Genomic DNA, 26,123 nt, shown 5'->3' with positions numbered 1-26,123 from the left:
GAGGTGATTAAATGTTCCAACGTATTAAAAACTGGTTTAGAAAAGGAGGTGCAGCGTTAGGAATGACAGAGACATTAGGAAGTGTGTTAGACCATCCGAAAATCAACGGAGACCCTAAAGAGTACACAAGAATCGACAGCTCTTTGATTGACGGTAAAGTCGTAGCTCAACAAACTCAGATTAATCAATTGAGCGACAAGATTGAGCTTGTTGTTAAAGAACAGACAGAACTAAATACCAAGTACAGCAAGATTGAACAGACAACAGATGCTATCAGAAGCGAAGTTGTCGAGATTGGTCAAGCTGTAGCTGACATCGGTACTTATGTTAACTATTTGATTAATGCTGATGATTTCTCGGACAACCTTCCATACACTATAGGGATGCCTGGTCCTCCGCAAGTTGGCTTAATCGGTTTAGAAGGAACTGTTATGAATAAAGGAACTCTTAAGTTGTACCAACGATACAACGGAGATAGATTTTATAGCATAACAGACCAAAACTCGAGTATTCCAAAAGATGAAGATGTAACTTTCTCAGGTCATTACAAACAGTTGACACTTCCATGTTCAATAAAACTAACTGTAAATAGAGTTACCACTAAAACACTTAATCTTTCAGGAGAGCAAGATTTTGAGTTTACTTTTAAAATACCTAAAGGCGCAACTAGTTACTCACTTGAATTAGCAGCAACAGGTGAAGCGCGGCAAGAGTCTTACTTTAGCAAGATGAAACTAAACAAAGGCAGTAAAAGGGTTGAAAACACTGTTGATACAGCATCGCTCAACGCAAGAATTTCAACAGTTGAACAAACTGCCAACGGTCTTAAAACAGAAGTGAAAGACATACAAATAGATAACGGAGTAATGGACGGTAGAATTTCAACAGTTGAGCAAACAGCTAATGGTCTTAAAACAGAAGTAGCTCTAATTAAAGATGACCAGATTGTTCAGTCGTCTCAAATAACTCAACTTTCAGACAACATCAATTTAAGGGTTGAGAAAAATAAGGTCGTAGCTCAAATTAATATTTCACCTGAGACGATTAGAATACAAGCTAAATTTATCCACTTAAATGGGACATCATTAATCGATAACGCTGTAATAAAAACAGCTCACATTGCTGATTTATCAGTAACAGGAGCTAAAATTCAAGATGCTAGTATTGCTAACGCTAAAATTATTAACCTAGATGTTGATAAAATATCAGGTAATACAACAAACTTTGTTCAAAGTAATTGGAATAGCATTAGTAAAAGTGTATCGATTAACGCCAACGGACTTTTAATTTCTGACAGTTGGCAAAATGCAGTGTCTACTATTGATTCTAAAGGAATGACATTACATCATAACGGTATCGAGGTAGGTACGTTTATGACAGGAGAAAACCAAGGCGATAAGACGTTGCATATTCAACTGATGCCAAAAGGAAAGCATATTTACATCGGGCATTCTCACAGCGATGGTACTTACGGATCATTTATGACGTTAAAAAGAGGCGAAAAAAGTGCCAACGCATCATATTTAAGGCAATCTCGAATTACATTTTTTGGTCATACTGAGTTTTTAGACAGTATAGTACCTTTCGGGTGGTCAGGTAGTACGCAAGATGTTCCAATTAGGATCGGAACTACGATAGGTGTTAATCATAAAACTGGTGTTTTAAATGATGATTTAACAAGTGGGATAACTTTCAGTAGCGGTAACGCATATCTTTATCACAATTTTAAAGAGATTAGTTTCAGTCAAATATTCAGTAAATTAGGATTATAGGAGGAATAACAATGTTAACATTTAAAAATTCAGAATTAGCACCAGTCATCAACTTTTTAACTGATGTGCCATTAAAAGGTCGAACTAGTAGAGGTAGAACGAAGTTGGTTATGGTTCTATCTCTAAAGCATCAAGAACTGATGGAAGATATTGAAGAACTTAAAAAAGAGGTAGGAATTGACGAATCACTTTCAGATGAAGAACAAGCAATTCCTGAGAATCAAGAGAAGATTGAAAACTATAATCGGGAGTTTAGACAGCTTTTATCTGAAGAAGCATCAGCAAATTTTGATGAGTATAGTCAGTTTTTAGAGCATCTTATTACAGGGTTGCATGCATGCGAAGTTGAGTTTAGCGGTCAAGACTCACTTATTTACGATAAAGTTTTAGATCAATTAGAACAAGAAAAGGAAGGTAAAGAATAATGAAAAACAAAATTCCAGCAACATCAGTGACGTACGGTTTCAACGAACAAGGTGACATTATTAACGCAGGAGTACAATTCCAATCGTACAACTCACAGCACAATTACAACGCGAAAGTAACGTTAACTGATGCAGATTTAGAAGATGGCCAAACAATCGAAAACCTAGGTGTCAAAGGTTTAGAAGAAGTATCTCGTCAGAAACTTTCAGAATGGATTTTAGTAGAAAAGAACAGCTAGATTAACTTCTGGTTGTTTTTATTTTGTCAAAAAATAGAAAAGGTGGTAGCTATGATTATGAGTGATGAAACTTTAACTCGTGAAATCCTTCAACGATTGACACGAATCGAAGAAAACACGAAAGGCATTAACGAAGCAACAAAGACAGCAAACGAAGCACTGTCATTGGCTACAAGCAATGAGAAGCAGATTAAAGATATTAAATCTAGCAATCGGTGGTCTTGGGGCTTTTTAATTGTGTTCGGATTAACATTTATCGGAAATATATTAATTAAATTTTTAGGAGGAAATTAACATGAAAAAAATTAATTGGGAAGTACGTATTAAAAATAAAACATTTTGGTTAACAATAGTACCTGCTATTTTACTAGTTATCCAAGTGACTTTGATTCCATTCGGTTATGAGTGGGATTTCACTACATTATCAGGTCAGTTAATTGCAATTATTAACGCAGTATTTGCTGTCCTATCAATACTAGGGATTGTGATTGATCCAGTAACTAAAGGTTTATCAGATAGCGATAGAGCTATGACATACAAAGATATTAATAGTCCTCATTAATTTGAGGGCTATTTTTTATAAATAAAATTAGGAGTGGTAAAATGACAAGAATCAATATTGAAACATCAATTGGATTTATGGACGGATTAAGACAACAAGGAATCAGATACTCAATGACTGGAGCTCGTGACGGTTCAGACGGAACTGGTGATTGTTCAGGCACAATTGTCCGTTCAGTAGAAAAAGCTGGCGCAAGTAAACCAGCTTGGTTATATAACACTGATTCAATGCATGCATGGTTAGCTCAAAATGGTTATAAATTAATCGCAGACAATAAATCGTGGACTGCAAAACGTGGAGACATTGTCATCTTCGGTAAAAAAGGAGCTTCTGGTGGAGCAGCAGGCCACGTAGCAGAATTTATCAACAACACTCAAATTATTCATTGTACTTACAAGAACCCACAAATGAACGGTGTCTACGTTGACAATGAAGCTACAACTTGTCCATATTACATGGGTTGGTATGTATATCGTAATGATAATATCGATACTAGCAAACCTATCGAAGTACCAAATACAGAAAGACCTGATAAAGTTGGTTGGTATATGGAAAAAGGAACGTTTAAGTCTAACGCAGGTAATCAAAATATAGCCATTCTTAATAAAGCGGTGGATGGTAAAGTATTAGGTTGGATTAAACCAGGTCAAGAAGTGAAATATGATCAATTCACTCATAAAGATGGTTATGTTTGGGTTAGACAACCAAGAGCAGACGGTTCGTTTGGATTTGTTGCTATTGGTAAATCTAACGGCAAGAAAAAAACTGAATCTTGGGGGCCTTGTTACTAATTTTTGCGTATAGTAAAAAAATCCCTTGCTTTTATGAAATAAAAAAACCTCTAGCCTTAATTGGTTAGAGGTTTCCTTATTTATATCCTAATAATTTATCTTTCTTTGACCATGGAATTATTTTTAAATCAGCATCTTTAGCAACTGCCAGAGATTTTTCAGGAATTTTTTTCCCATTTAAATCATTACCAATTAAAATGTACTTTGTTTGTGGTTTGTTTGTTATTAAGTCCTCTTTAACATATTTTTGGGCTGCTACTCTATCGAATGAGGGATCTCCTAGAAACTGAAAAATAGTATCAGGTCTTGTTTTAGTTTTCCCTAATGAATAGTCTACGTGATGTAGTATACCAGAAGCGCCAATCATGTGCGGTTTTTCGGTGCCACCAAATTCATTTTCATATAGAAAATTATACACATCTTCAGCAAACATAGTTTTTGTTTTACTTTGTATAGTAAATAAAAGATCATATACCTTCAAAATACCTTGAATCAAGTTATGTTTTTTTTGAGGGAATTCTTTTGGGTTTTCTGCTATAATACAAAGTTCATCATTAAATTGAGAAATACCAAAATCTTTTTTTATTGAATCTAACAACTTTATTCTAGTTTCAGTTAATTTGAATCCAGCCATTTCTAATTCTTGAATAGTTATGCCATCATCAGTAATTCTAATTCTCCCAGAATCTAGATATTCTATATAAATAGCTATTCGATCATTTATATGATTTTTAAAGGGCGTTAATATTTCGCTCGCTTTTTCTAATTCTGTAACAGAATATTTTTTTTCATACCACGCAAAATACTCCTTTAATAAATTAGCTGTTTGCGAATTCATAAATATTTCTCCTTTCTACGTAATAGGTATTTGTATATTTGCTATATCTACATTGCAAAATAATAAAATAGCTATTAAACTATCTCTTAATTCATGAATTAAAACGTCATCTGTAATATAACTTAAAGGCTCGACTATTTTTCCATCATTATGAGTTTCATCAAAAATATGTACATGGGGAGTTTCTATCAAATTTTCGTGTATATCTTCATGTGGAGAACCTGTCATATCTAATCTTATCATTCTTCCGAGTTTCTCAGAAAAAAAGGTGTAGGATAAAGGATTCTCACGCACACGTCCTTTTCTATTAACCAACAATTTGTAAATATCTTCTTCATCATGATTGTTCATAAATTTAGTATATGCCTGTTTTCTATTCTCAGGAATATTTAGAGAGTTACTTTTTAATATTTTTAAACAATTGATAATCTCATTTAGAATTTCATCATTCAACATCAGCACACTCCTTTATAAAATAATACCATTAGAGTGTAAAATGTTAAATAAGAACGAATGTTCTAACTGCTATTGTCACTAATAGTTTATTTTCATACGTTACGCTAAACACCTCACAGCAAATTCTTTCTCAAACGATGTAGGGTTCTTTATAAACATCTTTTTAACGACTAATTGTTTTCTACTATTATAAGAGCCAAACAATGCAACAGTGTTTTTCCCATCTACCAAACAAAGAACAGAATCAATTATCTCCTTGTTATTGCTTATACAATTAATACGTTCTTGACCAACAATTAAAGTGAACCTAATAAGAGAGACAGGGTAGTCTGTTAAAGGTTTAATCTTATCGATAGATCCTATTAAGTTGTTTCGCATAATATCACCTCGTGTATTTGTTGTTCTTATTATACAAACATACGTTCGGTTTGTAAAGCTTGGCAGAGATTTTGGCAGAGATACACTTGTTTACATTTGTTTTAACTGGTCATAAAAATAGACAAGCCTTTAAAATAAAGGATTGTTAGGTGTTATAATGGGTATAAGAATGTTAATCTGCCAACTCTTAATCCGTGGGTCGCGGGTTCGAACCCCTCATAGCCCATATACCAACATAAAAAGGAATGCTTAAACGTTGATGTATCAATGATATGTCGTTGTTTAAGCATTTTTTATTTGTTCTCTGACTACGGTTTTGACTACGGTCAGACAATATTTATATAATTAGCAAACTTCAAAGCAGTTTCTTTTTTTGTCTTTTTAGTGACATGAGTATAGATGTTCATTGTTGTTTTTACATCCGTATGGCCAAGCCGCTCTTGAACCTCCTGGATGTTTGCGCCTGCTTCAAAAAGCAAAGAACAATGAGTATGCCTAAAACCATGAACAGTGATAGATTTTAGATTATGTTTATCTTGTATCGCTATTAACCACTTACGAGGTTTAGCAGGAGAAAGAAAGTTATTATCTATGTTAGTAAATATTAACTGATTCTTACTCATAGTATTAAAACCAAATTGTAAAGCTTCAGTACGTTGAGTTTTTCGCCATGATTTTAAAACTGAAAGAGTACCATCATCAAGTGCCATTGTTCGGGCGCTTTTTTTAGTTTTAGGAGGTAACACGATTAAACGTGAATTTTCGCCTCTTGTAAGAGTTTTATTAACCGTCAATGTCTTTAGCTCAAAGTCTATATCAGACCATGTTAAAGCTAATGCTTCGCCTTGTCTAAGTCCGGTAAAGGCTAAAAGATAGAATAGACTATAAGCTTTTTCGTTATTACTTTGTTTTATTAAATCTAAGAATTGAATTAACTCTTCTTTAGAGTAGTAGTTAAACTCAGTTTCTTCCACAACTTCTTTCATAACCTTTGGAACTGTTACTTTTTTTGTTGGGTTATCTGAGACTATTCCTATTGAAATTGCAAATTCAAAAACACTAGATGTATAGTCATGCATTCTTTTATATTTAGATTTAGTATGATCAAACCATTTATTAATTATCTTCTGACAATACTTCACGTCGATTTTATCAATCCTTAAATCACCATAAGCTGGCAATATATGATTAACAAACATTTCCCCAGTCTTAGCCCAGGTACTTTCTTTAACGGTGTTCTTATATTGAGTGAACCACATCTCATAAGCTTCTTTAAACGTGGTTACTTTGGCTTTTTGAAAGCCTTTAGTTAAGTAATCATGCTGCAGTCTTTTTTCCTCAAGCTTTGCTTCTTTCAACGTATCAAAGCCGCGTCTAGTGGTTCTTATTTCTTTTCCTGTAACCTCATCAACTCCAAGATAGGACTTAAACATCCATTTCTTAGATCCATTCTTTAATTCGTATTGTGTAAATTGTGCCATTGTAATTCTCTCCCTTATCTTGCTACGGGCGTTTGCGAGATGGTAAGGGGATTGTTTAGCTATCTTAATTTATCAAGCATCCATTTAACTTTAATTTGAGCATGTTTTGCTAGTTTTTCGTAATTTTCAATATCATCATTAATAAATTCGTCTTTTCCTATAGATATAAAATTAATTAAACTTAATAAATCAATTAGAAACTCAGAATGTTCTTCATATTGATTTAAAAGAGTAATAAATTTAGATAAAGAAAGAGTTTGAATTCTAGTGAAATCATCTAAATTATTAGTTAGTTGGTCAATAATTCGTTCTTTTGATTTATCAATATTTTCATCGAATTTTTTTTGTAGTTTTTCTAGGGCTTCTTTTTCAATATCGAAATTAATGCTGTCAGCTACATCTTCTATATCGAATCCAGTTAAAAGAAATTGGATAGATACGCCTAGTTTTTTTGATAATTTTTCAAGTGTAGTCGAACTTGGATTTCTTCTATTATTTTCTAAATCACCTAGATATGATCTAGAAATTCCTAACTCGTTAGCTAGTGTTTCTTGTGTCATATTTCTTTCTTTACGAATTCTTTTTATGTTATCTCCTAAAGACATGTAAACACCACCTTTTATTATTTATAGGTTAAACTTAACAAAAATTGACGTCAATAGCAATAAAAATTGTTGACCACAGTCTAGAAAAATGATACTATCAATTTAGACGTCAATAGCGTCCTTGTTTTTTTGTTTCAAATGACGTCAATAGTGTATTTTAGGAAGAGGTGAAGAAATGAAGGCTAATCAAGAGATTAGAAATTTAATTAGTGGTAAAAGATTGAGAAATTGGGAAGTGGCCAACGCTGCTGGAATTGCGGATACAACATTATCAGTATGGTTACGAACTGAATTAAGCGATGAGCGCAAAGAGAGGGTTTTAAAAGCTATCGAAGAGTTAACAAAATAAGAAGGTGATTAATTTGAAAATGTTCAGCGAGGACTACGAACGCGAATTACTAAAACAACATCAAGAGACTTATCAAAGAATGGTTGAATTAGCTGAAAAACAGGCTCAAAAACCACCATTCATACAACAGAAGAATGTCACTAGATACTATGATGATATTTCAATTGGAACGCTGCTTAAATACGAAAAACGTGGTTTGAAACGTTATGAACCGATAGAAGGAGGTAACGTATTTTATTACACTAAAGAATTAGATCGTTTCATGTTAGAAAATGAAAAATAAGCAAATGGGCGTTTGCGAGGTAGAAAATTAAGGAGGTATCTCATGAAAGAATTAGTTTTTGTAGAATCGGCAAAGTTAGACGAACAGCCTTATACAACTTGTGAGGTTATTGCAGAATATTCAGAAGTTAAAAGGGAAAGTGTTACACGGCTTATCAGAAAGTATATTACAGATTTAGAATTATACGGGACGGTCAGATTTGAAATCCTTCCGTTAGGTAGGGCGAGAAAGAAAATTTACAAATTAAACGAGCAACAGGCAACTTTAATTATTACTTATTTAGACAATACCGAACCAGTAAGAAAATTTAAGCAGCAGTTAGTATCACAATTTTTCTCTATGAAACAAGAATTAATGAAACGGCAAACACTCCGAGAACTTGAGAAACCAGTTAGGAAGTCATTAACGGATGCTATTAAAGAAAGTGAACATAGTAATAAATGGACGTATCGCTTAATCACAGACCTTATTTGTAAGACAATCACTGGTTACAGTACCAAGCAATTAAAAGAGCGTAGGCAGGTAGCTAAAGACGTTAAAGGTCCCGAAATTTACACAAGTGAAGAATTTGAAAAGTACCAAGCCTTAGAACAGAAAACAATTTTTCTCTTAGAAATGGGCATGGACTACCAACAAATTAAGTCAGTGCTAAATGGTGCAAGTATCGAGGTTACAGTACCAACTAAAGTAAAAGTTTAAGGAGGTGAGAACATTGCAGAGAATACGGAGATTATGGCTATTACTAGCAATTTATCTACTAGGAGCATTAACTTACTCAATCAGTTTAAAACTACTATTAGTAATTGTAACACCGTTGAGTATACTTCTTTTAATGAACCATGATGAAGTTAGTTATCAAAAAAATATGAGAATGAAAAGAGGAAATTAAACATGAGTAAAGTTATTAGTTTAGGAAATGAAGAAGATCCAACGTTTGAAGAATTACAGGAAAAAATTAACACAGAAAGAAAAGCACTCCAAGAAAGGGTAAACAATAACGCTGAGATTTTAAAAGTATTATTTGATTACCAGTGTAAGGAAGCAAGAGTTTTTAATCAAGAAGGTGTTCAAATGATTTTACCTATTGAGAAGCTAGAAATGGTTATTAAGGATTTAAACGATTTAAAAGAGTGGATTAAAATGTATGACACGATTGAAGATTTTTTATACCAATAAAAAGAAAAGAGGGAATTAATATGCATGAAAATAATAATGTAAAAGAATCTTTGAAAAATCTGTATGAATTAACTACAGTTACTAATTTTAGAATTGATGGAAAAGAAGCAACTATTAAAGATGTTCAAGAGTTATTTCAAGAAGAAATTATTAACTTGATGGACTTGTTAGGACATGAAAGTATCTATCTTGATGAAAAATAAAAATAGCACCGTAAGATTGCCGTCTTAACAGTGCTGAGGTATATAAACTTATCCGAGATTATATACCTCCATTATAAAGTATAAACACTTTACATACAACTAGGAGGATATTAATGAAAAATAAAATAGATTCAAATGAGTTGATTACAAGCCAGAGTGACTTATCGAATGCTTTAACAGGGTTAAAAATATTTGTAAATGATAGATTTACTCATTTAGGTAGCGTGACAGTTGATGATATAAGCGCGTTAAACGGTTTAGTGTCGTGTCTTAATTCTATATCCAGTAAACAATTTGATAATTTAATAGAATTTTTTGAGTAATGTAGGTGATTGAGTGAAAAATGAATTATCAGTAATCGAGTCAGCAGTGCTTTCCATGATTCCACGAGGAACAGGAAAAAAGGTTACTTTAAATGATATATGCCAATTAACTAGTTTATCTCTAAGAGAAGTCCAAAGTGTCATTAATTGCCTTGTATTCAAGTATAAAATACCAATTGTAGCTAATCGTGGCAGTGGTGGGGTGTTTATACCTTTAACGGATGAACAACGCTTAGAAGGCTTAAAAGGGATTAAAAACCAAGTTATAGATTTAACGAAACGAATTGAGATAGTTGAATCGTCTGACCTAGATAATTGGGATAGGTCTTTGAAATTGAATTATCAAGAAAAGTTGGAGGTTTAGCATGTCAGATAATAAAAAATATTACTATCTAAAATTAAAAGATAATTTCTTTGATGATGAAGCTATGATCTTGCTTGAGAGCATGCCAGATGGATATAAATACAGCACAATCTTGCTAAAGATGTATCTCAGGAGTTTGAAATATGACGGCAAATTAATGTTTAACGACATGATACCTTACACATCAAGTGTGTTAGCTAAAATATTGAGACACACGCAAGAAGATGTTGAGGGTGCAATTAAGATGTTTCAGAGTTTAGGACTTGTGGAAGTTCTTGAAACTGGAGAAATCTATATGTTAGATATTCAAAATTTTATAGGTTTATCTTCCACAGAAGGAGATAGGAAACGAGCTTATAGGAAACGAATTGATGATGAAAAAGAACAAATAGGACAAATGTCTGGACAAACGTCCGACAAACGTCCACCAGAGAAAGAGATAAAGAAAGAATTAAAGAAAGAGAAAGAATTAAAGTCAGATAAAAAGAAAAAAGAGCCGTCATCATCCGATGACAAAGTTAGTTTAAAAAATAGATTTGAAGAAATTTGGGAACAATATCCAACTGGACGTAAGCAAGGTAAGGACAAAGCATTTAATTCTTATAAAAAGGCTATAAAAGACGGTGTAACGGATGAAGTTATCTTAAACGGTATAAATGCCTATAAGAAACAAATTGAGCTTCAAAAGACAGATATTCAATATATTAAGCAAGGTTCAACTTGGTTCAATGGTAAATGTTGGAATGATGAATATATTACTACTAATAACAGTTCAAGTAATAAACCTGATTATGTGGTAGTACCTCCTGAATGGAGAGAAATGTATGAAGATGTTGGAAAGATGCCTGAACCAAAAGAGGACTATGATTTGGATAGTTTACCATTTTAGGAGGGATTAGATGGCAATGAAAATGGGTAGTGTCAAAATACCTGATGAACAGATTGAACGTACTGGCTATATTGAATTATCTGAGTACTGTGATATTAAAGGTCATGAAAAAGTTAATATGATTCATTTTCACGGTGAGATTATCTGTCCTAGATGTTTCTTAATGGATAGAGGTCAAGAGTTCGCTTATAAAAAAACATTGGAACACTTTGATAACACTGCAGAAGGTAGACGATTATTCTTTTATAAAAATAGTATCGTTCACAATAAAATTATCTTAGATAAAGGTATTAGGGATTATGTCAATAAAGACGAGCAAGAAAGTCATATCAAGAAACAAGCTAACCAAGTAGCTCATGATGTAATCGCAGATAGTAGAAATGTGTTTATGTATGGCGGAGCTGGAACTGGTAAGAGTCATTTGTTAGTAGGTATCTTAAAAAATATCAATGAGTTAAGCACTGAAAAACGTTGTCTGTTTGTATCAGTACCTAAATTATTAAGCAATATCAAGAAATCTTTTAATGATCCTACTGAATTAAAGGGCGAAGCTTATTATATGCAACTGTTAAGTGATGCGGATGTTTTAGGGTTGGATGATATCGGAGCGGAGTTATCAATGAATACAACTAAACAGGCGACAGATTTCACTATAAACACGCTCTATAACATTCTAAACGCTAGAGAAGGTAAATCTACCTTATTCACTAGTAACTTAACTATAGAGCAATTAAAAGGCTTAATGGATGAAAGAATTATCTCGAGAATTAGGACAAATGTTATTTACATGGATTTTAATAATATATCAGATAAACGAGAAATAGCTTATAAATTAAAACAATAAAAAGGGAGTAGAGCCATGTTTGAAGATTTATACACGATAAAAAAGTATTTTAGATTGTCGAACTCTATCAAACGACTTGAAGAGTCAAAAGAAGAAGTTCGGACATGGTTCTATTCTCAAAATTTAGCAACTCACACAGAATATTCAGAGCTTGGGATATATTCAAAAGGATTTAGGCAAGACATTGAAGTATTAGACCTTATGGAAGCGTTAGAGCATGTTGATAAGCGGATTGAACGTGCAAGGTTAAGGCAGAAATACTTTAATAGATACTTGAATGAGTTACCTATAAAGGACAGATACCAGTTAATTCAAAAAGTAAGATCTGAACATCAATTTGATTTATCTGAAAAAATCTATTATGAAACCTTAGAAGAAATTCAAGAAATCGAAATGATGATTTGTTTAAGGGAAGGAATTGAGTATGAGGAAGTAATCCCTTATGTCGAAATAGGAAAAACTTTTGAGGATAATCTAGATATTTTGTGTGATGCGTTTGCTATATAGGAGTGATTGAAATTAGATCAGAGTTATTTTTAAGGCAATGGAAGATGTTAGAAAAAAATATCAATGTTCTAACTGAGCATGAAAGAAAATCAGCAAGACTACTGTTTAATTCACTAAAAGAAATATCTGCTGACAGTCGTCAAGTCTTAAAAGAGAAATACTATGATTCAGATAAGTATGCTAAATATGATAAGGATAGAAAAGTTTATACAACTGTTATGCCTGTTAAAGATGATGTACTAGCCTTAAATCGTGGCTTGTTGATAGAGGATTATCGACTACTTAAAAATAAAGCTCAACTTGAATTAGAAAATAAGTTAGATGATGTTAGTCAGAAAATTATCGAACAAGAAAGATTTGTCTTTGTGGTGTTAAAAGGGTTGTATGTTTCAAATATTGGCAATACTGATTATTTTAGTTTTTTCAGTAACGATATTGTTCTGAATAGTGATATGTCAGTAGCGTATAAATTTGATACTGAAAATAGGAATGAACGTAAAGTTGTTGAGATATTTGAAAATCACGGATTTAAAAGAAAATTATTAGATAGGGATTGGTAATGATGGGAATAGCAAGACCTATGTGGTATTTGAAACGGTGGAAGTATTTAGAAAGAAATCGAAATAGACTAGATGATGACGATAAAAGGATGGGAGTGCTGCTATTCAATGCTTTAAATCGAATGTCTGAAGAAAACAGGCAAATACTTAAAGAGAAATATTATGATCATGATAGCCCTGCTATGTTTAGCGAATACTTTAATGACTATACAGTAAATGTTCCTATTTCTGATAAAGAATTAGCTAGGAAGTTAGAAATTGATCCATATCATTATAGAAAAATGAGAGTTAAAGCAGAATCAGAGTTCATGAAATTTGTTAAAGAGGTTCATGAAGAAATCAATATAAAGAGCCGGATGGTTAATTTAGCCATAAAAGATAATTTTTATATTAAGGAAATAGTTAGTAATAGAGATAAATCCTGGAATAAGTTTTGGTATGGTAATGCAGAAGTGCTTTTAACAGTGAGTCATAAAAAAGCGCTTAGTTTTGATACAACTGATAAAGATACTTTAAGTCTAGTAGAACACTACGAAAGAAACGGATTTAAACGATGTGAAACTTATAAATACTAGTGAGGTTTTGGGTAGGTTGAAAGGCAAGGTTTAGACAAGGTTAGAAAGGATGATAAAATGCTTAAACTGATGTATGTACCAAAAGAATTAAGGAAACTTAGTTATAGTGAATTGATTGAAAGGCAAAAGGGTTTACTTGAACAAACTGAGACGGCTTTACATGAAGCTAAAGAGGTTGAGAAGGAAAATCGTAAGATTCAAGCTGACTTGTTAATGACATTAGGGAATTTGAATAAGTGTAGTAGTGAAGATTTAAAAGTGATGCAGACCATAGCAACTAATTATACGAAGATTGCTATTAATAAAAAAGAACATAAGAATGTATTAGCATAAAAGAAAGAGGGGAAAATAATGGATAAATTATATATCGATTCAAAAGGAAAAAACACAACAGTAGAGTTACCTAAATATGGTGAGGTCAGATTAATTATTAAAGATAATAAAGTAGTCAAATATGATACTGTTACAAGTACGATTTTAGATTGAAAAACCTTTATATACCAACGTTTTGAAGTTGTTTCAACACTTTGGAAATGGTATAATAAAGATGATTAAATATAGTAATCTGACTAGGAAGAACCAGCGGATGCAAGTGTCTTACTCTTAATTGAGTAGTTGCTTGTTACCGCTTTTTTATTTGAAAATTAGTTGCAAAAGTGGGCATAAAAGGTATGCACACAAAACAAAAAAAGGTTGCACACACTAAGTGTCGCGTTTCATGTTGCGTTGTAGCGTTACAAAGCTGTTTAAGAGTGAGTTTAACCTCTAGTATAACCTAGTACTTATGCTAGTAATTGCTAGTATAAATGTGGTATAGCTTGCTCAGGAATACTCAGGTTATTGTTGGCAATTATGGGTATTAATGATAACACTTGCTAAATTTTTTGATAGTTTGATGTTGACAAATGATGACATTTTAAGATAGAAATTGATAGCATTTTTCCCTTAGATTGGTGGAAAAAGGTGGAATATAGAACTTGACAAAACTTGAGATTTTAAAATATAAGAGGCTAAGGTTCTCTAGGCATTTAGGCATTTTATAGGAGGTGGTAATTTGAATGAGCGACTAATTGATAGATATCTTAAAATAAATATCTCTGAAGCAGACCAATCGCTCATGACTACGCATAACGAAGTAGGTGTTTATGGTCAGACTGTCGAAGTTACCTATCACGATAGTAATTTAGGGAATGGAAAAGTACCGTTCTTTATATGTCCTAGTTGTAGGAATGCTAGGAGAGATTTATACCTAAAAGAAAATGAGTGGAGATGTTATAAGTGCCACGACTTAGTTTATTACAGTCAACAAAGAACTAAGAGCAATCCGCGCTATTGGTATCGAAGGGCAGAGAATGAAGCTAGGAAAATAGACTCAGATTTTAGAATTAAAGACTTGAATGATGTTTTCAATCATTGGTGGATATTTCCAGAGCCAAAACCTAAAAATATGAAGTGGAGCAAGTTCAATAGCATTTTATTTTGGTATGACATGTATATGTTTAGAGGGACAAATGTTTTATATGAAGTGATGTGTCCTAGAAAATATACGGTATCTCAGCAAGCTCAAAATTGTAGGTTAGAACAAGGCTTGTTGGAAATAAAAAATAGTGGAAATTAGTGGAATGTTGGATTTTATAGGTATCGACATTAAAATTGTTGGAAAATGAGAGAGCTAAAGTCTGACAAATCGAACACCTAAAAAGATATTATTCTAGGGAGGTTTTGGGGAGGTAATCAGCACTTTCGGCAGCAATAAAAAGAAAATCTCAAGTTTCTCATGTCTTAAAAAATACTAAATAATACTAATTTTAGAATAAAGTAAGAAAATAATGACAATTAATAGTATTGATAAATAAAAAGAGGTGAGATTTTGAAACAATTATTAAGAGATATTTTGTATGAGTTAAGGAAACAAAACAAGAAGCTTAATCTTTTAACTAAAGGTGATTGGCAACTCGAAAGTTTAATTCAGTTAACAGTACAGGTTAATCAATTGTCTGATGAAATTAAAAAGCTCCAAGCTATTGAGAGTAGCAAGGAGCATAGTGTTACTTATAGATGTGTTAGCTGTCAAGAGCCAGCCTGTTTGTTTCTTGAGAATAATAAATATATTTGTGATACATGCGCTCAAATTCAAGGTGAGTTGGCAATCGATTAAACTTTGTTCCAAGTCGTCACAAAACTCTGAGCGTCTATTTCTAATTCTAAAATATCTTCACTTACTAGCGGTGGAGCTTTAATTAATTTACCATTTTGTAAATTCAAAACAGCGAAGTTTGAAGAATCCTCAAGAAGAAAATCTCTTTCAGCAATCTGCATTAAAGTTAATGTTGAATTTATGTTTCGCTGAGTAATCTTAGTATCATTTGATTTCTTTTTGTAATAGTTTTTAACATATAATTTTTCTCCATTGATTATTAAACCTATTTCTGGAGAACAGCCAACAAAAAGATCTTCATCAAGTTTCCAATAAGATTTACCAGTTTCAAAATAAGTGACATTATTTTTATTAATGAATTTAATATAAGTGTTAATAACATTAGTATAATTTTTTATTTTTGATTCTGGTAAATTAGGAATAATATCTCTAAGATTTTCAATTGGTAAACCTTTACTATGAATTCTTTTAATCTCATCTCTTAAAACTTTCCAGTAATCAATAGCCGGGTGGTAATCAGGAGCATTTTTGATATCTCTTACAGCTTTTATTTTAGCGCTAGTACTAATTTTTGATGAATAGTTTAAAAATTGAGTTAAAGAAATATTTATAGACAACTAACAATCACAACCTTATCAATTATTTCAGCAGACCACTTGCTGATAAGGATATTATAACAATAAATAACATACGATGTCTTAACAATATGTATTTAAAATCGATTATTTTATAGATGTTAAAAACAAAATGTAATAGAGGTGAAAGAATGAAAGATAATAATAAATTTTTAAATAAAGCAGCTAAAAAAATAGATCAATTACTATTTCAATTAATTAGGCAAGGGTTAAAAAAGAATGATGTAGAACTAACTGATAAAGAGTTAGACAAATTAATTGGCGCAGAAGAAAAAGGACTATCTCATAAATTAAATAATGAAATTATGAGAATGTCAGACTATGGAGCATCTCTAACAGAAATAAAAAAAGTAGTTGTTCCATTATTTGTTACATCTCTTAAAATCAGTATGAAGTCTGCTGACCTTGCTATTAAATATACTGATATTAATGAATTAAGAAAAGAGATATTTGAAACTGATATTTTTGATAATTATATTACTGAATTTTTAGAGTTGTTAAGTAATGTTAAGGTTCACGAACAACTTAAGGGAGGTGAGGAGAGCTAAATAGTTAGTAGCACTCACATTCATTAAGAAAATTAAAAAGAAAACAAGGAGGTGATTAGATGGAACTAGAAACACTAGAAATATTTATAGAAGCCAATACGGAGAAATTTGAACAACAAATGGCTAAAGTAGCACCTTTTGCAGAGCGTGTTATGGGAAACTTAGAACGTATGATGGGAACTTCAATTAACAACACTGAGAAAAATATGGATGTTGGCGATGGAGTTAGCAATGTATCTAAACAGTTTGAAGAAATGAAGAAAATGTATGAAAAGAATCTTGAAATGATGGAGAAAATCACATCATCTTCTACTGACAACATCAACAAAGGTTTAACAAAAGGTTTCCAACAATCTCGTAAAACTGTAGGTAAAGAAGTAGATGCGTTAGTAAAGGATATTAACGCTAAAATGGGACGTGCTAAAGCTGAACAAGAGAAGTTAGCCTTCTTACAAGCACAACGTCAAGACGCTTCTTCTAAAGGTGATACTAAGAATGTTGTTAAATATGATGGTCAAATAGCTAGGGCTCAAGAAATGATGAATAAGTATCAATCTCAAGCTAAGTCGATGGCTGATAGTATTAAGCAAGAGTTCAAAACACTTCCAGCTAGTTTAGATGCTATGACTAAAGAGATGTCTAAAAATGAATCTGTTATTGAAGGTCAGAAATCTAAAGTTAAAGAGTTAACAGCCTTATACGAACAGCAAGCTAAGAAAATTAGTAAGTTAAGTACTGGTCAATTAACAAAGCTTTATGAAAAATACGGAAGTACGTATGATCCTGGTTATCAAAAAGAAGTTAAACAAGCTGGTTTTAAGTTTGAAGACACTAAATCGTCAAAGAAAACTAGTGCAGAGATAACAAAATACAACAAAGAGATTCAAAAGCTTATCGCTAAAAATGACATGCTGCAACAATCTTACTCACAAGCAGAAGATAGAACTAAACAACTGCGTTCAGCGGTTAAAGGTTTAAATACTGAACTAGGCAAGTCGTCAATAGCTACTGGCAATGCTGCAATGGGAATGAAGAAGGTTGGTAAAGGTGCTGATGACTCAAAAGGTCTATTCTCTAAGTTTGGTGGAGTGTTTAATAGAACATCTAATAATATAGCGCACGGTTCACGGCGTATGAGTACAGGTATGGGTGGTTTCACTCATAGATTAGGCCAAATGGTTAAACAAGCATTTATATTCAGCGTAATCTATAAAGGACTGCAATTAGTAAGTCGTGGTTTAGGAGCCGCTTTAAAATCTAATGATGAATTTAGCAACTCGTTAAACCAGATTAAAGTTAATCTATTGACTGCTTTCTATCCGATTTACACAACTATTCTACCTGCTATTAACGCACTTATGAGATCTTTAACAGTTGTTACAGGTCAAATAGCACATTTCACTGCTAGTTTATTCGGAACAACTTACACTGCTGCTAAACAAGGCGCAAGTGGATTGTATCAAAATATCCAAGCTATGAATGATTCTGGAAACGCAGCTGATAAGAACCGTGAGAAGGTTAAAAAACTTCAACGCTCATTAATGGGATTTGATGAGATTAACCGAATCGGGTTAGATGATAGTTCTGATGATAAATTAGACAATAACGCTAATAAAGATGGTGTCAATTTCAACACACCTAATCCACCAATGCCAGACTGGATTAATAAAGCTAATAGTATCTTGAGAGACTTCTTTAAGCCATTTCAAGATAGTTGGGCAAAACACGGTAAAGCTGTTACTGACTCGTGGAATTACGCTTTAAGAGAGATTGGCGGTTTAGTTCGTTCGATTGGTAAGAGTTTCATGGAAGTATGGACTAATGGCACCGGTGAACAGTTTATCAGTAACATGCTTATTCTATTGTCTACCATGTTAAATCTTGTTGGTGATATTACTAAAGGATTTAGGCTTGCTTGGGATGAAAATGAGCGTGGAACTAAATTGATTCAATCATTATTTAATGCTTTTAGCGGAATTTTAGAACTGACTAATGAGTTGACTGAATCATTTAGAGATGCTTGGGAAGAAAATCAAGTTGGAGTATCTATTTTCGCTAATTTATTGGAAATTTTAACAAACGTAAATGATACAGTGACTAACCTAGCAACAGGATTCAAAGAAGTTTGGGCCGAAGGTGAAGTGGGACAATCTATTTTCAGTACATTATTAACTTTTGTTGATAGTATGCTTGAAACTTTGAATAAAATGACCGAAGCGACTGCCGAATGGGCTGATAAGTTAGATTTTACTCCTCTATTGAAATCGATTGACGGTTTATTAAAATCAATCGAACCATTAACAAAGAATGTGTTTGACGGTATTGGTTGGTTTTATGAGAATATTTTACTTCCACTTGCTGGGTTCACTATTACAGAAGTTATTCCTAATTTCTTTGACCTGTTAAGCGGTGCTATTGATGTTGTTAATTCAGTAATCGAAGCTCTTAAACCGTTAGGAAAATGGTTATGGGATAGTTTTTTACAACCGATGGCGGAGTGGACTGGTGGCGTGATTGTTGATGTGTTAGGTAATGTTGCTGATGGATTAAAAGGCATTAGCGAATGGATCGATAATAATCAAAGTAAAATAGAAACTTTAGCAGTCATTGTTGGTTCATTTGCTACTGCTTGGGGATTAGTTAATGGTGCTATGGTTGTATGGAATGTAGTAGGTGGTATAGCAGCTGGAGTAACTTCTGTTTTAGCTGGCGCTGTAGCCATTCTCACAAGTCCTATCACATTAGTCGTTGCGGCTATTGGTGGTTTAATAGCCGCGGGTGTCTTGCTTTGGAAAAATTGGGATACAATATCCGAAGCGGCAGGTAAGTTAGGTTCTTGGATTGGCGAAAAATGGGACGGTATTAAAACTGCTACAAAAGAAACTTGGAATAACGTTAAAGAGAAAACCAAAGAGACTTGGGATAACGTATCTACTAAAGTTAAGACTAAAACTAGCGAAGCTTGGACTAGTGTAAAAGATAAGTGGGAAGGCATCAAAAAATCTACTGGCGATAATTTTGAAACGGTCAGAAGTTGGACGGTAGATAAATGGGACAAAGTTAAAGATAAAGTAACAACTGCTTCTAGTAATGCAAGAACTAACGCTTCTAACGCTTGGTCAACAATGAAAACTAATATTTCTGGTTACAACGATACAATAAAAACTAACACTAGCAAAGCTTTTGATGCAGTTAAAGGTTGGGCTTCTAAATTAGGTGGAGAACTTGGGAATAAATTAACAAAAGGTAAAGAAGCGGTTGCTAAAGGTGCTAAAAATATTGGTAAAGGCATTTACGAGTTCCCTATGAAAGCTATCAACGGAATGATTAAAGGTGTTGCGTGGGTTCTCGATTTAGTAGGAGCTAAAGATACTGCTAAAAGCATGAAAGAATATACTTTCAAATACGCTCAAGGTACAGGTTATCACCCAGGAGGTATGGCATTAGTCAATGATGGTTATGGTTCTAAGTTCCGTGAAGCTTATCAATTACCGAATGGTCAAACAGGTCTATTTCCTAATCAACGGAATTTAATGGTTGATTTACCTGCAGGTTCTTCTGTGTTGAGTGGACCTCGAACAGCATCAATGTATGGTGACATGCCCGCTTATGCTGGCGGTGTAGGTAAATGGTTCAAAGAGAAGTGGGAGGGCGTAAAAGAGTTTACTGGCGATGTTTGGGATTACGCTTCTAATCCTAGTAAGTTACTAGAAGCCGGTATTAGTAAGTTTGTTAATCTAAAAAACGCAATTGAGCCAGCTCTATCTATTTCTCAAGGAGCTATTTCAACGTCTATGAGTGGAGCTGCTTCTTTTGTCAGCAAAGCAATGGAATCATTCTTTGAATCAGCTGGAGGAGATGCCGACACATCTACAAGCGGAATGATGGGAGTTATGTCTTACCTATCAACTATTGCTTCTGATGTAATGAAGAAATTCCCTGGAATGGTAGCGACTTCTGGTTATCGTCATGGTGATCCTTACTCGCATGGTAAACGACAAGCGATTGACATTGCTTATCCAGCAAGTATGAACGGTGCTTCAGCTTATTTTAAACCAGCTAACTATGCTTTTGAGAAATTCCGTGACAAAGTTGCTTATGTTATTACTCAAGGTAAAGTCCGTGATAGAAGCGGTATGAGTGGGCAAGGTTCAAGTGGACAGTGGAAATATTGGCCAGATAATGACCATTATGACCATTTACATATCAACGGTGCTATTGCTCAAGGCCAAGGAGGTTCTTCTAACTCAAGTGGTGGAGGAAGTTCTGTTGGAAGTTGGCGTGGACCTATCATGAGAGCGTCAAACATGATGAGAGCTAACGCTACAGCTAGCGAAGTTAATGGAATCTTAGCTCAAATTCAGCGTGAATCTGGAGGTAACGAAAGAATTACTCAAAGTTCAGCTGTTTGGGACGTTAACATGGCAAATGGTAATCCAGCTAAAGGGTTATTACAATATATTCCGAGTACCTTTAACGCTTTTAGAGTTAGAGGATACGGAAATATTATGAACGGATTCCATCAATTAATGGCGTTCTTCAATAACTCAAGATGGCGTTCTGATTTACCTTATGGTAATAGAGGTTGGGGTCCAAGTGGTTATCCAATCAGACCTTACGCTCAAGGTACGCCTTACATGCCAGAAGACCAAATCGCTTTATTACATAAAGGCGAAATGGTCGTACCTGCTGATTTTAACCCTTATAACAACATGGCAGATTTTCAAACATTACAAATGCCAGAGTTATTTAGAGAGGAAATTAAACCGGTTGAGTATACCTACACACCAGATAAGCGAGATATTGGCGGAGGTATGAATGGTGCAACAGAAGGTATTGTTAATGCGGTTATGATGGCGTTAAATATGCGCGAAGAAGGTCAAAATCAAAGTGGAGATATTAATATCACTCTTGAATTAGAAGGTTCTAAAGTAGCTGATGTAGTCATTAAAGAACATAACAAATTCGTAAATAATCAAGGTTACAGCCCATTAAAAATCTAGGAGGTGGTTAGATGTCTGGAAACCTTAAAATAAATGGGGTGGCAGTAAAACCACCTCAAGAATTTTCAGTAGGGTTAAATACAATTGACGCTGATAGTTCTGGACGTAATGCAAATGGCGACATGTTTCGGGATATTATCACTCAAAAAGTAAAATTAGAATGTAAGTGGGGGCCTTTGAGTGATTCAGAGGCTTCTTCTATTTTAAAAGCAGTAAAAAATAAGTTTATTACCATAGAATATCCCGACCCAGAAGAAGGTAAGCAGATGTCTAAAACATTCTACGTTGGAGACAGAACGGCTCCTTCTTATTCTTGGAACAATAAGTTTGAAAAAGCCAAATGGAATGGGTTATCTATGAATTTTATTGAACAATAAAGGAAGCTCACTTTAATTAGTGGGCTTTTTTTGATATATAAAAAATCATGAACTCAAAACACTGATAGTAGTGAGTTCATGATTGATAATGTTTTTTGTATTAGATGCCATAATTTGAGTGCCCTAATTGTATTTCACCGGATGTTTTCATTGAATCGGGTGTACTTTTAAGAGCTTCTTCTTCCGACATACCTTCGTATTGAATTTTATACATTGCGGGACTCATGCCGTATTTATTGATAAAACCAGAAAGCGTTGTTTCATCAGTACTAATTTCATCATTATTTGAATTTTGATTAGCCCAAAAATCATCTTGAGCTTGTTGTTCCATTAATCTACCTTGTTCTATTTCTTCAGGCGTTGCTTGGTAATATTCTGAACGTGGGTCAGTAGTTCTAGGGTCAACAGCCTCTTCAGTGATGGTAGGTTGTTGTTCAATTGTTTCTTCTTGAGCTATAGGAGTTTGTTCTTCTTTTTCTAAAGCTAATTTTTCTTTTTTCTCTTTTTCGAGTTTATCTTGTTCCTCTTTTTTCTTCTTTTCTGCTAAAGTTTCTTCTTCTTTTAACTTTTCTATTTCTTCTTTTTTGACTTTAGCTTCAGATATAGCTTCTTCTTTAGCTCTAGTTTTTTCTTTTGCAGAAATTGCATATAACGAACCAATGGAACCTACAGTTAAAATAACAATGATTAAAATGAACCACCATTTTTTATAAAAAGCTTTTTTCTTCATTTTATTAACTCCTCTAATATCTTATACTTCCTTTTAATTAAGCATAGCAAAAAAGATACTTTTTGACTACCTTTGTTACAAAACGTACTAATAAATGTAGATAAATCCAATAATTATAAAAATATGTTTTTTATGATTATGGTGTTCCTATGAATGCTATAGAAGTAAGTAAAGGGATAAGATTGTATTTTTTTGCTAGGTAGAAAAATCGACTTAACTCTTTAACGTGGTTAGCATTTTTAACCTGGTATCTATTTGATACTCTGAACAACTGTAGTTAGAACTACGCTTGTGGTACGCAGTTATAACTACAGGGCTATTCCGAAGATGCCCGAAATATTGGTCTAGCTAGAGTAAGGAATGCTTACTCCAGGTATTTTATTAAGAGAGGTAAATAGACAAGTATGAATACTAGAATTTATAAAAATATTAGATATGTATCTATGCGCAACGGTTACTGGAAGTTTGTCAAGAAATTTAAAGTAACATAAATATAAAAAGCCTACTCTCATAATGAGAACAGGCTTTTTATTTATCTTCTTAAAAATAAGATTTAGGCTTTTTACTTATCCTTTTCTAACTTATCTTCTATCTTTTCTTTAACTTCTTCGGCAGCGTCTTTAACATCTTCACTAATTTCCTTAATTTTCCCTTTAGCTTGATCGACTAAACCGGAACCTTTTAATTCCTTGTCATTTGTAATATCACCGGCAGTCTCTTTAGCTTTCCCTTTGATTTTGTCCGTAAAACCTCTGTCTGTCATAAAATAACCTCCTAGATATTATTTGGTACAACTAAAAAATATCATAAAAAATAAAAAAACACCAACATTTATACTTATAAAACGTTATCAAAGTGTTAAAAGACCTTTAACCAATTAAAGATAGAGTTCTTTTATACATTTTTATATAATTAGATTTATTTCAACTTTATTCAATAAATCTTTAAATGTATCAACTGTACAGTGCTTATCACTCAAAGTGATAGTGAAAAGCTGAGGTGCTTATTATTCACGTCAGGTCAAAGGGTGCGAACTGCGAACAATGTTCCTATCCTTTTGGTGGATAGCTGAATGAAGTAATTGTTCATCCAGGTATTTTGTCCATTTGTGGGCATGAGGTACGTTGCCATTTGTGGCAATGGTGCGAAGTAGTGTTTCGAACCTTTTAACTGGTATGATGGTTTAAAAAGGAAGTGAGAGAATGGCAGACAAGCAAAATAGTAATAAAAATAAAGATGATAATAAACCAAAATTCGTTGTTAAAAACTATGATGAGACAGGAAAATTAATCGAAGATTTATCTAAGGTGGTTTTATCTTTAGATCTAAGTCGAAGTATTGCGAGAATAATTTTGGACGATTCATTAGGTAGGAGTAATAATACGAAAAAAATGAATAGTTAGATTATCATACACACTCTTAACAGGGTGTGCTTTATTGTGTATAATATAAGAGTTGTAAAAAAAGGAGGAACGTTTCGTGAAAGAAAAGTTAGGTTTAGTTGTTTATTTTGTATTATTAGCTATTAGTTTTGTATTCTCGTTGTTAAATGAGATAGGCATCACAGTGTCCACTAGTATGGGATTTTTGTACACTGTGTATGTTTTTATCGTTGTATTTACTTTTGTATTTAATCCTTTAAAATTATCATATATAAATGACTTGAAGATATCTTATAACAAAAAATTACTTGTTAATTTTGTTACAAATATTGGTGAATTTATTCCAATATATTTTATTATAATAAATTCAACAGCTTTATATGCAGAAGGAAAAACAGAAATTGCTTTAAGTAAAGCAGCAGCTATTCTAGGGTTATTGTTCTTTGGATTTATATATTGTATCTTAAGTTTTGAGGACGCTAAAGGTAACTTTAACGAAGCATAATGCTACCTGTAATTTTTAATTATTTAAGATAGAAATATTGTTATTTAAGATATGCTCCCAACTAAATAATACTATCTTTATACTAGCTATAAGTCAAAAACTCGCCCGTGGTAATGAAGATTTTTGAGTATGTGAATCAATACACCCTACTCCTAGGGTGTATTTTTTATGTTTACAAAGCGCTAAGTATAAATTATTAACCGTACAACATCTAAAATAGGATTCTATGATGAATAGAATGTAATAGACAAAAATCGTCTTGTCTTCTATCCTTAACTTTAAGGTGGGCACAGATTTGTGTTGGCTAAAAATAAATGTTATTAACAAATACCAGTTAATTGTGTATAATTAAACGTGCATATAAATTTCGTTTGGAGTGGATTTATTGGAAGTGAATGTAACAAGTTGGGAAATAGATGACTTTCTTACAACTGGTAAAAGAGTTAAACGTTGGCTTATAGATCCATCCAGAGAGAGATGGTTATTTAAAGAACCAGAAGTTGAGGGTGAAAGAATAGCTGAATTTTTAGCGTACAAATTAGGTACTGAATTATTTGATCTAGAAATACCTGAAACTAAATTAGCTGATTTTAACGGTACCAAAGGAATAATAGTTAAAAGCTTTTTATCTGAAGGAGAAGAGAAATATAGCCTTGAAGAAGCTATTGATTTTTTTGGACCAGAATTTGATGCTGATGATTTATCTATGTATCAATTAGAAACGGCATTGTCAATTTGTGAGAAGTATAATTGTGTATCTGAATTTATTCAAATGAGTATATTTGATTATGTGATCGCTAATCAAGATAGACATTGTGAAAACTGGGGATTTTTAACTTCTGTTAATACTAGAGATAAAAAGTTTAGTCCAATATATGATAATGGCTCATCACTTATGTGTGGGTATGATGAACAACAAATAAAGAGTATGTTATCGGATAATAGACGATTTGAAGCATACAACAGAAAGTCTAGGTCTATTTTTACTGTACATGGTAATAAAAAATGTAAGAATGAAATATTTATGAAAGAGCTTATTAACCTGAATAATTCATACTTTTAATTAAAACCATGTGAAACTGCCTCACGGCAGCTTACAATTACTTTTTCATCTTCACCCGTTAAGTGATGAAAAAAGAACCCCTTTCTGCTATGGTTAAAGTGA

Annotated in this window: 37 protein-coding genes; 29 read left to right on the top strand and 8 right to left on the bottom strand. The window is 33.0% G+C overall.

The window, feature by feature from the left end:
- Nucleotides 1-11 precede the first annotated feature (11 nt).
- From ACODH8_RS09945 to ACODH8_RS09920, 6 genes are read left to right on the top strand one after another with little or no spacing between them, the layout of a single operon-like run.
- Nucleotides 12-1,772, top strand: coding sequence for a hypothetical protein (locus tag ACODH8_RS09945; RefSeq protein ID WP_420517707.1), 1,761 nt, complete (start codon nucleotides 12-14; stop codon nucleotides 1,770-1,772).
- 11 nt (nucleotides 1,773-1,783) lie between these two features.
- Nucleotides 1,784-2,197, top strand: coding sequence for a DUF1617 family protein (locus ACODH8_RS09940; protein WP_420517706.1), 414 nt, complete (start codon nucleotides 1,784-1,786; stop codon nucleotides 2,195-2,197).
- The gene (locus tag ACODH8_RS09935) at nucleotides 2,197-2,436 is read left to right on the top strand and encodes a hypothetical protein (RefSeq protein ID WP_420517705.1); all 240 of its coding nucleotides are present in this window, start codon (nucleotides 2,197-2,199) and stop codon (nucleotides 2,434-2,436) included. The genes ACODH8_RS09940 and ACODH8_RS09935 overlap by 1 nt, the downstream gene beginning before the upstream one ends.
- Nucleotides 2,437-2,493: 57 nt before the next feature.
- On the top strand, nucleotides 2,494-2,730 hold the full coding sequence (locus tag ACODH8_RS09930; protein ID WP_420517704.1) for a hemolysin XhlA family protein: 237 nt from the start codon (nucleotides 2,494-2,496) through the stop codon (nucleotides 2,728-2,730).
- Between the two features lies 1 nt (nucleotide 2,731).
- Complete coding sequence (locus ACODH8_RS09925; RefSeq protein WP_420517703.1) at nucleotides 2,732-2,998, top strand: phage holin; 267 nt, start codon at nucleotides 2,732-2,734, stop codon at nucleotides 2,996-2,998.
- A gap of 41 nt (nucleotides 2,999-3,039) precedes the next feature.
- Nucleotides 3,040-3,789: a peptidoglycan amidohydrolase family protein gene (locus ACODH8_RS09920; protein ID WP_420517702.1), complete on the top strand. Its 750-nt coding sequence runs from the start codon at nucleotides 3,040-3,042 to the stop codon at nucleotides 3,787-3,789.
- 76 nt (nucleotides 3,790-3,865) lie between these two features.
- Here the strand turns inward: ACODH8_RS09920 and ACODH8_RS09915 are convergent, their stop codons facing one another.
- The 5 genes from ACODH8_RS09915 to ACODH8_RS09895 all read right to left on the bottom strand — a co-directional run bounded on the left by ACODH8_RS09915 (nucleotide 3,866) and on the right by ACODH8_RS09895 (nucleotide 7,547).
- A complete protein-coding gene (locus ACODH8_RS09915; protein WP_420517701.1) occupies nucleotides 3,866-4,627 on the bottom strand; it encodes a DUF1828 domain-containing protein in 762 nt (253 codons plus the stop codon).
- Between the two features lie 15 nt (nucleotides 4,628-4,642).
- Nucleotides 4,643-5,083 (bottom strand): DUF6978 family protein, encoded by a 441-nt coding sequence (locus tag ACODH8_RS09910; protein ID WP_420517700.1) that lies wholly within the window; start codon nucleotides 5,081-5,083, stop codon nucleotides 4,643-4,645.
- A 99-nt stretch (nucleotides 5,084-5,182) separates the two neighbouring features.
- Nucleotides 5,183-5,461: a hypothetical protein gene (locus ACODH8_RS09905; protein ID WP_420517699.1), complete on the bottom strand. Its 279-nt coding sequence runs from the start codon at nucleotides 5,459-5,461 to the stop codon at nucleotides 5,183-5,185.
- A gap of 326 nt (nucleotides 5,462-5,787) precedes the next feature.
- The gene (locus ACODH8_RS09900) at nucleotides 5,788-6,942 is read right to left on the bottom strand and encodes a tyrosine-type recombinase/integrase (protein WP_420517698.1); all 1,155 of its coding nucleotides are present in this window, start codon (nucleotides 6,940-6,942) and stop codon (nucleotides 5,788-5,790) included.
- Nucleotides 6,943-7,001: 59 nt separating this feature from the next.
- A complete protein-coding gene (locus ACODH8_RS09895; RefSeq protein WP_167799151.1) occupies nucleotides 7,002-7,547 on the bottom strand; it encodes a helix-turn-helix domain-containing protein in 546 nt (181 codons plus the stop codon).
- Nucleotides 7,548-7,722: 175 nt separating this feature from the next.
- On the opposite strand from ACODH8_RS09895, the gene ACODH8_RS09890 reads away from it, so the two are divergent.
- The 17 genes from ACODH8_RS09890 to ACODH8_RS09810 all read left to right on the top strand — a co-directional run bounded on the left by ACODH8_RS09890 (nucleotide 7,723) and on the right by ACODH8_RS09810 (nucleotide 15,778).
- A complete protein-coding gene (locus ACODH8_RS09890; RefSeq protein WP_167799150.1) occupies nucleotides 7,723-7,896 on the top strand; it encodes a LacI family DNA-binding transcriptional regulator in 174 nt (57 codons plus the stop codon).
- A gap of 13 nt (nucleotides 7,897-7,909) precedes the next feature.
- Nucleotides 7,910-8,179, top strand: coding sequence for a hypothetical protein (locus ACODH8_RS09885; protein ID WP_167799149.1), 270 nt, complete (start codon nucleotides 7,910-7,912; stop codon nucleotides 8,177-8,179).
- Nucleotides 8,180-8,221: 42 nt separating this feature from the next.
- The gene (locus ACODH8_RS09880; RefSeq protein ID WP_167799148.1) at nucleotides 8,222-8,878 is read left to right on the top strand and encodes a Rha family transcriptional regulator; all 657 of its coding nucleotides are present in this window, start codon (nucleotides 8,222-8,224) and stop codon (nucleotides 8,876-8,878) included.
- A 13-nt stretch (nucleotides 8,879-8,891) separates the two neighbouring features.
- The gene (locus ACODH8_RS09875; RefSeq protein ID WP_167799147.1) at nucleotides 8,892-9,068 is read left to right on the top strand and encodes a hypothetical protein; all 177 of its coding nucleotides are present in this window, start codon (nucleotides 8,892-8,894) and stop codon (nucleotides 9,066-9,068) included.
- A 2-nt stretch (nucleotides 9,069-9,070) separates the two neighbouring features.
- On the top strand, nucleotides 9,071-9,355 hold the full coding sequence (locus tag ACODH8_RS09870; protein ID WP_167799146.1) for a hypothetical protein: 285 nt from the start codon (nucleotides 9,071-9,073) through the stop codon (nucleotides 9,353-9,355).
- Between the two features lie 20 nt (nucleotides 9,356-9,375).
- Nucleotides 9,376-9,558, top strand: a complete 183-nt coding sequence (locus ACODH8_RS09865) for a hypothetical protein (protein ID WP_167799145.1) — start codon at nucleotides 9,376-9,378, stop codon at nucleotides 9,556-9,558.
- A 113-nt stretch (nucleotides 9,559-9,671) separates the two neighbouring features.
- A complete protein-coding gene (locus ACODH8_RS09860; protein ID WP_167799144.1) occupies nucleotides 9,672-9,881 on the top strand; it encodes a hypothetical protein in 210 nt (69 codons plus the stop codon).
- 13 nt (nucleotides 9,882-9,894) lie between these two features.
- On the top strand, nucleotides 9,895-10,245 hold the full coding sequence (locus tag ACODH8_RS09855; protein ID WP_167799143.1) for a hypothetical protein: 351 nt from the start codon (nucleotides 9,895-9,897) through the stop codon (nucleotides 10,243-10,245).
- 1 nt (nucleotide 10,246) lies between these two features.
- The gene (locus tag ACODH8_RS09850) at nucleotides 10,247-11,134 is read left to right on the top strand and encodes a phage replisome organizer N-terminal domain-containing protein (protein ID WP_420517697.1); all 888 of its coding nucleotides are present in this window, start codon (nucleotides 10,247-10,249) and stop codon (nucleotides 11,132-11,134) included.
- Between the two features lie 10 nt (nucleotides 11,135-11,144).
- A complete protein-coding gene (locus ACODH8_RS09845; RefSeq protein WP_167799141.1) occupies nucleotides 11,145-11,978 on the top strand; it encodes a DnaA ATPase domain-containing protein in 834 nt (277 codons plus the stop codon).
- A 15-nt stretch (nucleotides 11,979-11,993) separates the two neighbouring features.
- Nucleotides 11,994-12,485 (top strand): hypothetical protein, encoded by a 492-nt coding sequence (locus tag ACODH8_RS09840; protein WP_167799140.1) that lies wholly within the window; start codon nucleotides 11,994-11,996, stop codon nucleotides 12,483-12,485.
- A 44-nt stretch (nucleotides 12,486-12,529) separates the two neighbouring features.
- Nucleotides 12,530-13,045 carry a hypothetical protein gene (locus ACODH8_RS09835; RefSeq protein ID WP_167799139.1) on the top strand — a complete coding sequence of 172 codons (516 nt, stop codon included), beginning with the start codon at nucleotides 12,530-12,532 and terminating at the stop codon, nucleotides 13,043-13,045.
- A 2-nt stretch (nucleotides 13,046-13,047) separates the two neighbouring features.
- Nucleotides 13,048-13,620 carry a hypothetical protein gene (locus tag ACODH8_RS09830; protein ID WP_420517696.1) on the top strand — a complete coding sequence of 191 codons (573 nt, stop codon included), beginning with the start codon at nucleotides 13,048-13,050 and terminating at the stop codon, nucleotides 13,618-13,620.
- Between the two features lie 57 nt (nucleotides 13,621-13,677).
- The gene (locus ACODH8_RS09825; RefSeq protein ID WP_420517695.1) at nucleotides 13,678-13,953 is read left to right on the top strand and encodes a hypothetical protein; all 276 of its coding nucleotides are present in this window, start codon (nucleotides 13,678-13,680) and stop codon (nucleotides 13,951-13,953) included.
- Nucleotides 13,954-13,971: 18 nt separating this feature from the next.
- The gene (locus tag ACODH8_RS09820; protein WP_420517694.1) at nucleotides 13,972-14,106 is read left to right on the top strand and encodes a hypothetical protein; all 135 of its coding nucleotides are present in this window, start codon (nucleotides 13,972-13,974) and stop codon (nucleotides 14,104-14,106) included.
- 568 nt (nucleotides 14,107-14,674) lie between these two features.
- The gene (locus tag ACODH8_RS09815) at nucleotides 14,675-15,238 is read left to right on the top strand and encodes a hypothetical protein (protein WP_420517693.1); all 564 of its coding nucleotides are present in this window, start codon (nucleotides 14,675-14,677) and stop codon (nucleotides 15,236-15,238) included.
- 252 nt (nucleotides 15,239-15,490) lie between these two features.
- Entirely contained in the window at nucleotides 15,491-15,778 is a 288-nt protein-coding gene (locus tag ACODH8_RS09810; protein WP_420517692.1) for a hypothetical protein, read from the top strand.
- Here the strand turns inward: ACODH8_RS09810 and ACODH8_RS09805 are convergent.
- Entirely contained in the window at nucleotides 15,775-16,395 is a 621-nt protein-coding gene (locus ACODH8_RS09805; RefSeq protein WP_420517691.1) for a hypothetical protein, read from the bottom strand. The genes ACODH8_RS09810 and ACODH8_RS09805 overlap by 4 nt on opposite strands.
- A 149-nt stretch (nucleotides 16,396-16,544) precedes the next feature.
- On the opposite strand from ACODH8_RS09805, the gene ACODH8_RS09800 reads away from it, so the two are divergent.
- Genes ACODH8_RS09800 through ACODH8_RS09790 form a run of 3 tightly spaced genes read left to right on the top strand, consistent with a single transcriptional unit; the run spans nucleotide 16,545 to nucleotide 22,341 of the window.
- Nucleotides 16,545-16,961, top strand: a complete 417-nt coding sequence (locus tag ACODH8_RS09800; protein ID WP_420517690.1) for a hypothetical protein — start codon at nucleotides 16,545-16,547, stop codon at nucleotides 16,959-16,961.
- Nucleotides 16,962-17,020: 59 nt separating this feature from the next.
- On the top strand, nucleotides 17,021-21,964 hold the full coding sequence (locus ACODH8_RS09795) for a phage tail protein (protein ID WP_420517689.1): 4,944 nt from the start codon (nucleotides 17,021-17,023) through the stop codon (nucleotides 21,962-21,964).
- 11 nt (nucleotides 21,965-21,975) lie between these two features.
- Nucleotides 21,976-22,341 (top strand): DUF6711 family protein, encoded by a 366-nt coding sequence (locus ACODH8_RS09790; RefSeq protein WP_332525947.1) that lies wholly within the window; start codon nucleotides 21,976-21,978, stop codon nucleotides 22,339-22,341.
- Nucleotides 22,342-22,441: 100 nt separating this feature from the next.
- Here ACODH8_RS09790 and ACODH8_RS09785 read toward each other — a convergent pair whose 3' ends face one another.
- Nucleotides 22,442-23,071 (bottom strand): hypothetical protein, encoded by a 630-nt coding sequence (locus ACODH8_RS09785; protein WP_332525946.1) that lies wholly within the window; start codon nucleotides 23,069-23,071, stop codon nucleotides 22,442-22,444.
- A 562-nt stretch (nucleotides 23,072-23,633) separates the two neighbouring features.
- Nucleotides 23,634-23,834, bottom strand: a complete 201-nt coding sequence (locus ACODH8_RS09780) for a CsbD family protein (protein WP_332525945.1) — start codon at nucleotides 23,832-23,834, stop codon at nucleotides 23,634-23,636.
- Nucleotides 23,835-24,273: 439 nt separating this feature from the next.
- Between ACODH8_RS09780 and ACODH8_RS09775 the strand changes: the two genes are divergently transcribed.
- The 3 genes from ACODH8_RS09775 (at nucleotide 24,274) to ACODH8_RS09765 (ending at nucleotide 26,021) form a co-directional block, all read left to right on the top strand.
- Nucleotides 24,274-24,474: a hypothetical protein gene (locus tag ACODH8_RS09775; protein ID WP_332525944.1), complete on the top strand. Its 201-nt coding sequence runs from the start codon at nucleotides 24,274-24,276 to the stop codon at nucleotides 24,472-24,474.
- Between the two features lie 76 nt (nucleotides 24,475-24,550).
- A complete protein-coding gene (locus tag ACODH8_RS09770) occupies nucleotides 24,551-24,958 on the top strand; it encodes a hypothetical protein (protein WP_332525943.1) in 408 nt (135 codons plus the stop codon).
- A 391-nt stretch (nucleotides 24,959-25,349) separates the two neighbouring features.
- Nucleotides 25,350-26,021, top strand: a complete 672-nt coding sequence (locus ACODH8_RS09765; protein WP_420517731.1) for a HipA domain-containing protein — start codon at nucleotides 25,350-25,352, stop codon at nucleotides 26,019-26,021.
- Nucleotides 26,022-26,123: the final 102 nt, after the last annotated feature.

Source organism: Vagococcus fluvialis (assembly GCF_048815235.1).
GTDB lineage: Bacteria > Bacillota > Bacilli > Lactobacillales > Vagococcaceae > Vagococcus.
The sequence above is the reverse complement of the archived record's forward strand: the minus strand, read 5'-3'. Positions and strand labels throughout refer to the sequence as shown.

Bases quoted from the DNA above. Each gene is read 5' to 3' on its own strand.
- ACODH8_RS09840 (WP_167799140.1), top strand. From the start codon at position 11,994: ATGTTTGAAGATTTATACACGATAAAAAAGTATTTTAGATTGTCGAAC.
- ACODH8_RS09895 (WP_167799151.1), bottom strand. From the start codon at position 7,547: ATGTCTTTAGGAGATAACATAAAAAGAATTCGTAAAGAAAGAAATATG.
- ACODH8_RS09845 (WP_167799141.1), top strand. From the start codon at position 11,145: ATGGCAATGAAAATGGGTAGTGTCAAAATACCTGATGAACAGATTGAA.
- ACODH8_RS09835 (WP_167799139.1), top strand. From the start codon at position 12,530: ATGTTAGAAAAAAATATCAATGTTCTAACTGAGCATGAAAGAAAATCA.
- ACODH8_RS09920 (WP_420517702.1), top strand. From the start codon at position 3,040: ATGACAAGAATCAATATTGAAACATCAATTGGATTTATGGACGGATTA.
- ACODH8_RS09930 (WP_420517704.1), top strand. From the start codon at position 2,494: ATGAGTGATGAAACTTTAACTCGTGAAATCCTTCAACGATTGACACGA.
- ACODH8_RS09900 (WP_420517698.1), bottom strand. From the start codon at position 6,942: ATGGCACAATTTACACAATACGAATTAAAGAATGGATCTAAGAAATGG.
- ACODH8_RS09940 (WP_420517706.1), top strand. From the start codon at position 1,784: ATGTTAACATTTAAAAATTCAGAATTAGCACCAGTCATCAACTTTTTA.
- ACODH8_RS09880 (WP_167799148.1), top strand. From the start codon at position 8,222: ATGAAAGAATTAGTTTTTGTAGAATCGGCAAAGTTAGACGAACAGCCT.
- ACODH8_RS09820 (WP_420517694.1), top strand. From the start codon at position 13,972: ATGGATAAATTATATATCGATTCAAAAGGAAAAAACACAACAGTAGAG.
- ACODH8_RS09785 (WP_332525946.1), bottom strand. From the start codon at position 23,071: ATGAAGAAAAAAGCTTTTTATAAAAAATGGTGGTTCATTTTAATCATT.
- ACODH8_RS09790 (WP_332525947.1), top strand. From the start codon at position 21,976: ATGTCTGGAAACCTTAAAATAAATGGGGTGGCAGTAAAACCACCTCAA.
- ACODH8_RS09795 (WP_420517689.1), top strand. From the start codon at position 17,021: ATGGAACTAGAAACACTAGAAATATTTATAGAAGCCAATACGGAGAAA.
- ACODH8_RS09825 (WP_420517695.1), top strand. From the start codon at position 13,678: ATGCTTAAACTGATGTATGTACCAAAAGAATTAAGGAAACTTAGTTAT.
- ACODH8_RS09925 (WP_420517703.1), top strand. From the start codon at position 2,732: ATGAAAAAAATTAATTGGGAAGTACGTATTAAAAATAAAACATTTTGG.
- ACODH8_RS09780 (WP_332525945.1), bottom strand. From the start codon at position 23,834: ATGACAGACAGAGGTTTTACGGACAAAATCAAAGGGAAAGCTAAAGAG.
- ACODH8_RS09870 (WP_167799146.1), top strand. From the start codon at position 9,071: ATGAGTAAAGTTATTAGTTTAGGAAATGAAGAAGATCCAACGTTTGAA.
- ACODH8_RS09800 (WP_420517690.1), top strand. From the start codon at position 16,545: ATGAAAGATAATAATAAATTTTTAAATAAAGCAGCTAAAAAAATAGAT.
- ACODH8_RS09850 (WP_420517697.1), top strand. From the start codon at position 10,247: ATGTCAGATAATAAAAAATATTACTATCTAAAATTAAAAGATAATTTC.
- ACODH8_RS09905 (WP_420517699.1), bottom strand. From the start codon at position 5,461: ATGCGAAACAACTTAATAGGATCTATCGATAAGATTAAACCTTTAACA.
- ACODH8_RS09860 (WP_167799144.1), top strand. From the start codon at position 9,672: ATGAAAAATAAAATAGATTCAAATGAGTTGATTACAAGCCAGAGTGAC.
- ACODH8_RS09830 (WP_420517696.1), top strand. From the start codon at position 13,048: ATGGGAATAGCAAGACCTATGTGGTATTTGAAACGGTGGAAGTATTTA.
- ACODH8_RS09775 (WP_332525944.1), top strand. From the start codon at position 24,274: ATGGCAGACAAGCAAAATAGTAATAAAAATAAAGATGATAATAAACCA.
- ACODH8_RS09910 (WP_420517700.1), bottom strand. From the start codon at position 5,083: ATGTTGAATGATGAAATTCTAAATGAGATTATCAATTGTTTAAAAATA.
- ACODH8_RS09935 (WP_420517705.1), top strand. From the start codon at position 2,197: ATGAAAAACAAAATTCCAGCAACATCAGTGACGTACGGTTTCAACGAA.
- ACODH8_RS09915 (WP_420517701.1), bottom strand. From the start codon at position 4,627: ATGAATTCGCAAACAGCTAATTTATTAAAGGAGTATTTTGCGTGGTAT.
- ACODH8_RS09945 (WP_420517707.1), top strand. From the start codon at position 12: ATGTTCCAACGTATTAAAAACTGGTTTAGAAAAGGAGGTGCAGCGTTA.
- ACODH8_RS09890 (WP_167799150.1), top strand. From the start codon at position 7,723: ATGAAGGCTAATCAAGAGATTAGAAATTTAATTAGTGGTAAAAGATTG.
- ACODH8_RS09865 (WP_167799145.1), top strand. From the start codon at position 9,376: ATGCATGAAAATAATAATGTAAAAGAATCTTTGAAAAATCTGTATGAA.